This is a genomic window from Streptomyces hokutonensis (genome assembly GCF_000376565.1).
GTDB classification, from domain to species: Bacteria; Actinomycetota; Actinomycetes; order Streptomycetales; family Streptomycetaceae; genus Streptomyces; species Streptomyces hokutonensis.
On the sequence record NZ_BARG01000148.1, the window covers coordinates 1 to 6,571 of the forward strand.

The window sequence follows — 6,571 nt, forward strand, 5'->3', positions numbered from 1 at the left end:
CACCAAAATCCACCTGCACCCTGCACCCACCCCGGTAACCATGGCCGTATGACCACTTCGTCGAAGCCGCCCTCGCACACCGCTCGAGCCCACTCCTTCAACGCCGCCGCGGCCCAGTACGCCGAGAACCGCCCCTCCTACCCGCCCGCCCTCTTCGACGCCATCGAGGAGTTGGCCGGCCACCCCCTCGCCGGCGCCCGCGTCGCGGACGTCGGAGCCGGCACGGGCATCGCGACCGCCCTCCTGCACGCCCGTGGTGCCGACGTGATCGCGATCGAACCCGGCGACGGCATGGCGGCCCAGTTCCGCCGCGCCCTCCCCGACGTCCCGCTCGTCCGGGGCACCGGCGACGCCCTCCCCCTGACGGACAACTGCGCCGACTTCCTCACCTACGCCCAGGCCTGGCACTGGACCGACACCACCAAGTCGGTGCCGGAGGCCCTGCGCGTACTGCGCCCGGGCGGCGCGCTCGCCCTGTGGTGGAACACCAGCGCCGTCGACGTCCCGTGGATCGCCGAGCAGTCGGAACGCATCAGGATCCACTTCGGCATCGACCGCGTCGTGAAGCAGAACGGCAGCGGCCTCCACACCGCGCTCGCCGACCCCACCGGCAGGCTCGACTTCGCCCACCGAAGGGTCCGCTGGAGCCGCCGCGTCCCGGTCGACACCCACCTGGCCAACATCAGCAGCCACTCGGTCTTCCTGGTCCAGGGTGAGGAAGGCACCAACGCCTTCCTCACCGAGGAGCGAAACCACCTGCTCACCGAGTTCCCGGACGGGACCGTCGAGGAGACCTACGTCGTGGAACTCGTCGTAGCCCTCGCGTCATGACCGCGTGACCACCTCGGCGGCAGGGCTGTGGGCTGCCCCTCCCCGCGCGGTGGCCCACCCCTCCAGGGCCGCCGCGCACGCGTGGTCCAGGTGCCGCAACCCGCCCAGCTCCAGGCGTACTTCGCGGTCGTGCGGCAACGCCTCCAACGCGTCGAGCAGCTTCGGCAACCGCAGGAACGTCGCATGCCCCAGCACCCGTACGACGATCCCCGCGTCGCCGAGGTCCTCCGTCTCCACGTGGACATGGCTGATGTCCCACGCGGTCTTCGCCACCGCCAGCGTCAGCCCGACCAGCACCCCCTCGAACAGATTCCCCACCACGATCGCGACCGCGGTCACCCCGAGCACGACCACCTCACCCCGGTGCCCGCCCCACAGCCCCCGCACCTGCCGCACCGGCACGAGCTTGCAGCCGGCGTGCACGAGCAGCCCCGCCAGCGCCGCCACCGGAACCAGCCCCAGCACCCCGGGCAGCAGCGCCGTGAACAGCAGCAGCCACCCGCCGTGCAGCACCCGCGAGGCCTTGGTCCTGGCCCCCGCCTGCACGTTCGCCGCGCTCCGCACGATCACCGCGGTCATCGGCAACGCCCCGAGCACCCCGCACACAGCGTTCCCCGCGCCCTGCGCGATCAACTCCCGGTCGTAGTCCGTCCGCGGACCCCGGTGCAGCCGGTCCACCGCCGCCGCGCTGAACAACGACTCCGCCGACGCGATCAACGCGAACGCGACGACCGTCCCGATCACCCCCACTTCCGTAAGCCGCCCGAAATCCCCCCACTCCGGCACCCGCACGGCACCGACCAGCCCCCGCACCTCCACCCGCCGCACCGCCAGGTCGAACACCCCGGTCACCGCCGCAGCCAGCCCTACGGCCACCAACGGCGCCGGCACCAGCCGGGCCCCGCGCCGCCAGCGGGGCCAGAGCACCAGTACGGCAATGGTGGCACCGCCCACTGACAACGCCACCGGATCCACCAGCCCCGGCAGCGACACCAGCCCCGCGAGCTTCCCGAGCCCGTCCGCCGGCGCGGCCGCGTCGCCGAGCGCGTACACCTGCCCGGCGACCAGCACGAGCCCGATCCCGGCGAGCATCCCCTGCACCACGGCCGCCGACACGGCCCGGAACCACCGTCCCAGCCGCAGCACCCCGAGCCCCAACTGCACCACCCCGGCCGCGAACACCAGCACCCCGAGCGCCTCGACGCCGTACGCCCGCACGGCCTCGTACACGAGCACGGTCAGCCCGGCGGCCGGACCGCTCACCTGAAGGCTGCTGCCGGGCAGCGCCCCGACCACCAGCCCGCCGACGATCCCGGTGACCAGCCCCAGTTCGGCCGGCACCCCGGAGGCGATCGCCACACCCACACACAGCGGGAGCGCGACGAGAAAGACGACCAGCGAAGCGAACAGATCGGCCCTGCTCACACCACAGCGCATGACACCCATGACACGCATGACAACGGCACCTCCGAAGACAGGACAAAGCCGGACGGGAGATGCGTGGGCGCCGTACCGGGGGAGGGCACGGCGAACTGAAATCCATTGTCGGGAAAGGGAGTTGATCGCGCACTGGATTCATGTGACCACCCCGTGAACGCGGAGGCGCCCAGACCGGAGCCCTCCGCTCCGATCACGCCGCCACGCGCCTGCGCCATCCCGCACGCCTATGCGACGGCGGTACCGCCGAAACGGCTTGACGACCCCGCCCCGCGAGAGCATTATTCATCGCATGATGAATTACGTTGTCGATCCACCCGGCGCGGCCCCCGCACCCAACCCCACCCCCGCAGTCCAGGCCGAAGCCCTCACTGTCGTCCGAGGCCCCCGCACCGTCCTGCGCGGCATCGACTTCACCGTCCCGCGCGGCCAGATCACCGGCCTGCTCGGCCCCTCCGGCTGCGGCAAGTCGACCCTCATGCGCTCGATCGTCGGCACCCAGGCCAAGGTCACCGGCACCCTGAACGTCCTCGGCCGCCCCGCAGGCCACCCCTCCCTCCGCACCCGCATCGGCTACGTCACCCAAGCCCCCTCCGTCTACGACGACTTGACGGTCCGTCAGAACCTCGACTACTTCGCCGCGATCCTCGACCCCGGCCGGACCGCTGCAACCCGCCGCCACGACGTCGACCGCGTCCTCACCGACGTCGACCTCGCCACCCACGCCGACGCCCTCGCCGGCAACCTCTCCGGCGGCCAGCGCAGCCGCGTCTCCCTGGCGGTCGCGCTCCTCGGCACCCCCGAACTCCTCGTCCTCGACGAACCCACCGTCGGCCTCGACCCCGTCCTCCGCCGCGACCTGTGGACCCTCTTCCACGATATCGCCGCCTCCCGCGGCGCCACCCTCCTCATCTCCTCCCACGTCATGGACGAGGCCGAGCGCTGCCACCGCCTCCTCCTGATGCGCGAGGGCGAGGTCCTCGCGGACGACACCCCCGACGCCCTCCGCACCCGTACCGGCTCCGACACCGTCGAAGCCGCCTTCCTGCACCTGGTCGACGAGGCCGTGGCCACCGCCCGCCAGAAGGAGACGACCCGATGAACACGACAACGATCACGACCACGGCCCCTACGGCACCCAGCGCCCTCAGCGTCTCCCGCACCACCGCCACCGCGGCCCGCGTCCTGCGCCAGCTCCGCCACGACCCCCGCACGATCGCGCTGCTGATCCTCATCCCGTGCGTGATGCTCGTCCTGCTGCGCTACGTCTTCGACGGCAGCCCGCGCACCTTCGACAGCATCGGTGCCTCCCTGCTCGGGATCTTCCCGCTCATCACGATGTTTCTGGTCACGTCCATCGCCACCCTGCGCGAACGCACCTCCGGCACCCTCGAACGCCTCCTCTCCATGCCCCTGGGCAAGGGCGACCTGATCGCCGGCTACGCCCTCGCCTTCGGCTTCCTCGCGGTCATCCAGTCCGCCCTGGCCACCGGTCTCGCCGTCTGGTTCCTGGGCCTCGACGTCACCGGCAGCCCCTGGCTCCTCCTCCTGGTCGCCCTCCTCGACGCCCTCCTCGGCACCGCGCTCGGCCTCTTCGTCTCGGCCTTCGCGGCCTCGGAGTACCAGGCCGTCCAGTTCATGCCGGCGGTGATCTTCCCCCAGCTCCTCCTCTGCGGCCTCTTCACCCCGCGCTCCGACATGCACCCCGTCCTGGAGGCCGTCTCCGACGTCCTGCCCATGTCGTACGCCGTCGATGGCATGAACGAAGTCCTCAAGCACACGGACATGACCGCCACCTTCGTCCGCGACGCCCTGATCGTGGCCGGCTGCGCCCTGCTGGTGCTGTGCCTGGGCGCGGCCACACTGAGGAGGCGTACGGCATAGAGGCGCACCACATGAAGGTGTTCCGCCAGCCGGACAGCCGTCTCAAGGCCGCACCGCCGGTGCGAGGATGACCCCATGACCCAGAAAGTCGCAGTCCTCGGCACCGGCAAGATCGGCGAAGCCCTGCTCAGCGGAATGATCCGAGCGGGCTGGGCCCCGGGCGACCTCCTGGTCACCGCCCGCCGCCCCGAGCGCGCCGAGGAACTCCGCGCCCGCCACGGAGTCACCCCGGTCACCAACCCCGAGGCCGCGAAGAGCGCCGACACCCTGATCCTCACGGTCAAGCCGCAGGACATGGGCACCCTCCTCGACGAACTCGCCCCGCACCTCCCCGCCGACCGCCTGGTCATCAGCGGCGCGGCGGGCATCCCCACCTCCTTCTTCGAGGAGCGCCTGGCCGCGGGCACCCCGGTCGTCCGTGTCATGACGAACACCCCCGCCCTCGTCGACGAGGCCATGTCCGTCATCTCCGCCGGCAGCCACGCCACCGAGGCCCACCTCGCGCACGCCGACGAGATCTTCGGCGCCGTCGGCAAGACACTCCGCGTCCCCGAGTCCCAGCAGGACGCCTGCACCGCCCTCTCCGGCTCCGGCCCGGCGTACTTCTTCTACCTGGTCGAAGCCATGACGGACGCGGGCATCCTGCTCGGCCTGCCGCGCGACAAGGCCCACGACCTCATCGTCCAGTCCGCGATCGGCGCCGCCGTCATGCTCCGCGACAGCGGCGAACACCCGGTCAAGCTCCGCGAGAACGTCACCTCGCCCGCCGGCACGACGATCAACGCCATCCGCGAACTGGAGAACCACGGCGTACGCGCCGCACTCATCGCCGCCCTGGAGGCAGCCCGCGACCGCAGCCGCGAACTGGCCTCCGGAAACAGCTAGAACAGCTGGAACAGCTGGAACGACCGGAAGGCCGTACGGCTACGCGGGCAGAAGTCCGATGGCCCGATACGCGGTATCGACCATCGGCTTCGCCATCTCTCTCGCCTTCTTCGCCCCATCCCGCAACACCCCCTCCACATAAGCGGGATCCGCGCACAACGCCTTGTGCCGCTCCTGCACAGGCCTGAGCAACTCGACCACTGCCTCCGCGGTGTCCTTCTTCAACGCTCCGTACGACTCATATACACCGCTCAAGTCCTCGGGGTTCCCACCTTCGCAAGCGGCCAGGATCTCCAGCAGATTGGCGACCCCCGGCCGCTCCTCCCGGTCGTAGACGACCTCCGCCCCACTGTCGGTCACGGCCCGCATGACCTTCTTCCGTACGGCGTCCGGCTCGTCCAGCAGATAGACGATCCCCGGCCCGGAGTCGTCCGACTTCCCCATCTTCGAAGCCGGCTCCTGAAGGTTCATCACCCGAGCCGCCACCGCCGGCCGAGTCGCCCGGGGCACAACGAACGTATGGCCGTACCGCTGGTTGAACCTGACCGCCAGATCCCGCGCCAGCTCCACATGCTGCGTCTGGTCGTCCCCGACCGGCACCTCGTCCGTCCCGTACGCCAGGATGTCCGCCGCCATCAGCACGGGATACGTCAGCAACGACAGCCGCACACTCCCGCCCCGCTCCCGCTCCCGCGCGGCCTTCTCCTTGTACTGGATCATCCGCCGCATCTCCCCGTCGGTGGCCACACACTCCATGACGTACGACAGCCGCGTGTGCTCGTCCACATGACTCTGTACGAACACGGTGCACAGCTCGGGATCCAGCCCCGCCGCCAGCAGTAGCGTCGCCGCCTGCCGAGTGAGCCTGCGCACGCGCGCCGGATCGTGGTCCACGGTCAGCGCGTGCAGATCGACCACGCAGAACAGGGCGTCGCTCTGCCGCTGATCCACGTCGACCCAGCGCCGGATGGCGCCCAGGTAGTTCCCCAGCGTCAGGTGCCCGGTCGGCTTGACCCCACTGAAGACCCGTGTCATCTCTCCACCTCCTGGTCGAGACCGCCGCGCCGGCCGGCCGACCCCTGGAGGGAGAAACAAGAACGGCCGCCGAGGCGGCGGCCGTTGAGTACATACGTGTGTACGGCCGCCGTCAGGCGGCCCACCACTGCTGGGTGCACGTATGTGTAGTCACGTCACCCAGCGTACGCCGCTACGAGGCTCTCCGGAGCGGAGTTGACACGCCCCGACCGCCTACGTAGTGTTCTCCGAGTTGTCCGACGTGAGCGCCGACTCCGGTCGGTCCCCGGACAGCCATTCCGCAAGTACCTACAAACAATCGACGATCCGTCGTCGCGTGTATTGCCATGCGTATTTGCGAAATGAGGAATCCGCGTTCGAAAGGACGTACCCCCCGATTCGCTCGGGACTCAGGAATCCGCTAAAGTCTCACTCGTCGGAACGGCCCAACAGCCGGGATGGCAGCCCACTCTGACTGGGAATCAGGCCCGAAAGGATCTGGTAGAGTCGGAACCGCCGG

Annotated in this window: 6 protein-coding genes; 4 read left to right on the forward strand and 2 right to left on the reverse strand. The window is 70.2% G+C overall.

Features of this window, described 5'->3' with window-relative positions:
- The first annotated feature begins 48 nt into the window (after positions 1 to 48).
- A complete protein-coding gene (locus SSP08S_RS54255; RefSeq protein ID WP_019076001.1) occupies positions 49 to 831 on the forward strand; it encodes a class I SAM-dependent methyltransferase in 783 nt (260 codons plus the stop codon).
- Here SSP08S_RS54255 and SSP08S_RS54260 read toward each other — a convergent pair.
- The gene (locus SSP08S_RS54260; RefSeq protein ID WP_019076002.1) at positions 826 to 2,286 is read right to left on the reverse strand and encodes a SulP family inorganic anion transporter; all 1,461 of its coding nucleotides are present in this window, start codon (positions 2,284 to 2,286) and stop codon (positions 826 to 828) included. The genes SSP08S_RS54255 and SSP08S_RS54260 overlap by 6 nt on opposite strands.
- A gap of 274 nt (positions 2,287 to 2,560) precedes the next feature.
- On the opposite strand from SSP08S_RS54260, the gene SSP08S_RS54265 reads away from it, so the two are divergent.
- The 3 genes from SSP08S_RS54265 to proC all read left to right on the forward strand — a co-directional run bounded on the left by SSP08S_RS54265 (position 2,561) and on the right by proC (position 5,037).
- Positions 2,561 to 3,370, forward strand: a complete 810-nt coding sequence (locus SSP08S_RS54265) for an ABC transporter ATP-binding protein (protein WP_019076003.1) — start codon at positions 2,561 to 2,563, stop codon at positions 3,368 to 3,370.
- Positions 3,367 to 4,152 carry an ABC transporter permease gene (locus tag SSP08S_RS54270; protein WP_019076004.1) on the forward strand — a complete coding sequence of 262 codons (786 nt, stop codon included), beginning with the start codon at positions 3,367 to 3,369 and terminating at the stop codon, positions 4,150 to 4,152. The genes SSP08S_RS54265 and SSP08S_RS54270 overlap by 4 nt, the downstream gene beginning before the upstream one ends.
- A gap of 75 nt (positions 4,153 to 4,227) precedes the next feature.
- Complete coding sequence (gene proC, locus SSP08S_RS54275; RefSeq protein WP_019076005.1) at positions 4,228 to 5,037, forward strand: pyrroline-5-carboxylate reductase; 810 nt, start codon at positions 4,228 to 4,230, stop codon at positions 5,035 to 5,037.
- Positions 5,038 to 5,076: 39 nt separating this feature from the next.
- Here the strand turns inward: proC and trpS are convergent, their stop codons facing one another.
- Positions 5,077 to 6,072 (reverse strand): tryptophan--tRNA ligase, encoded by a 996-nt coding sequence (gene trpS, locus SSP08S_RS54280; RefSeq protein WP_019076006.1) that lies wholly within the window; start codon positions 6,070 to 6,072, stop codon positions 5,077 to 5,079.
- Positions 6,073 to 6,571: the final 499 nt, after the last annotated feature.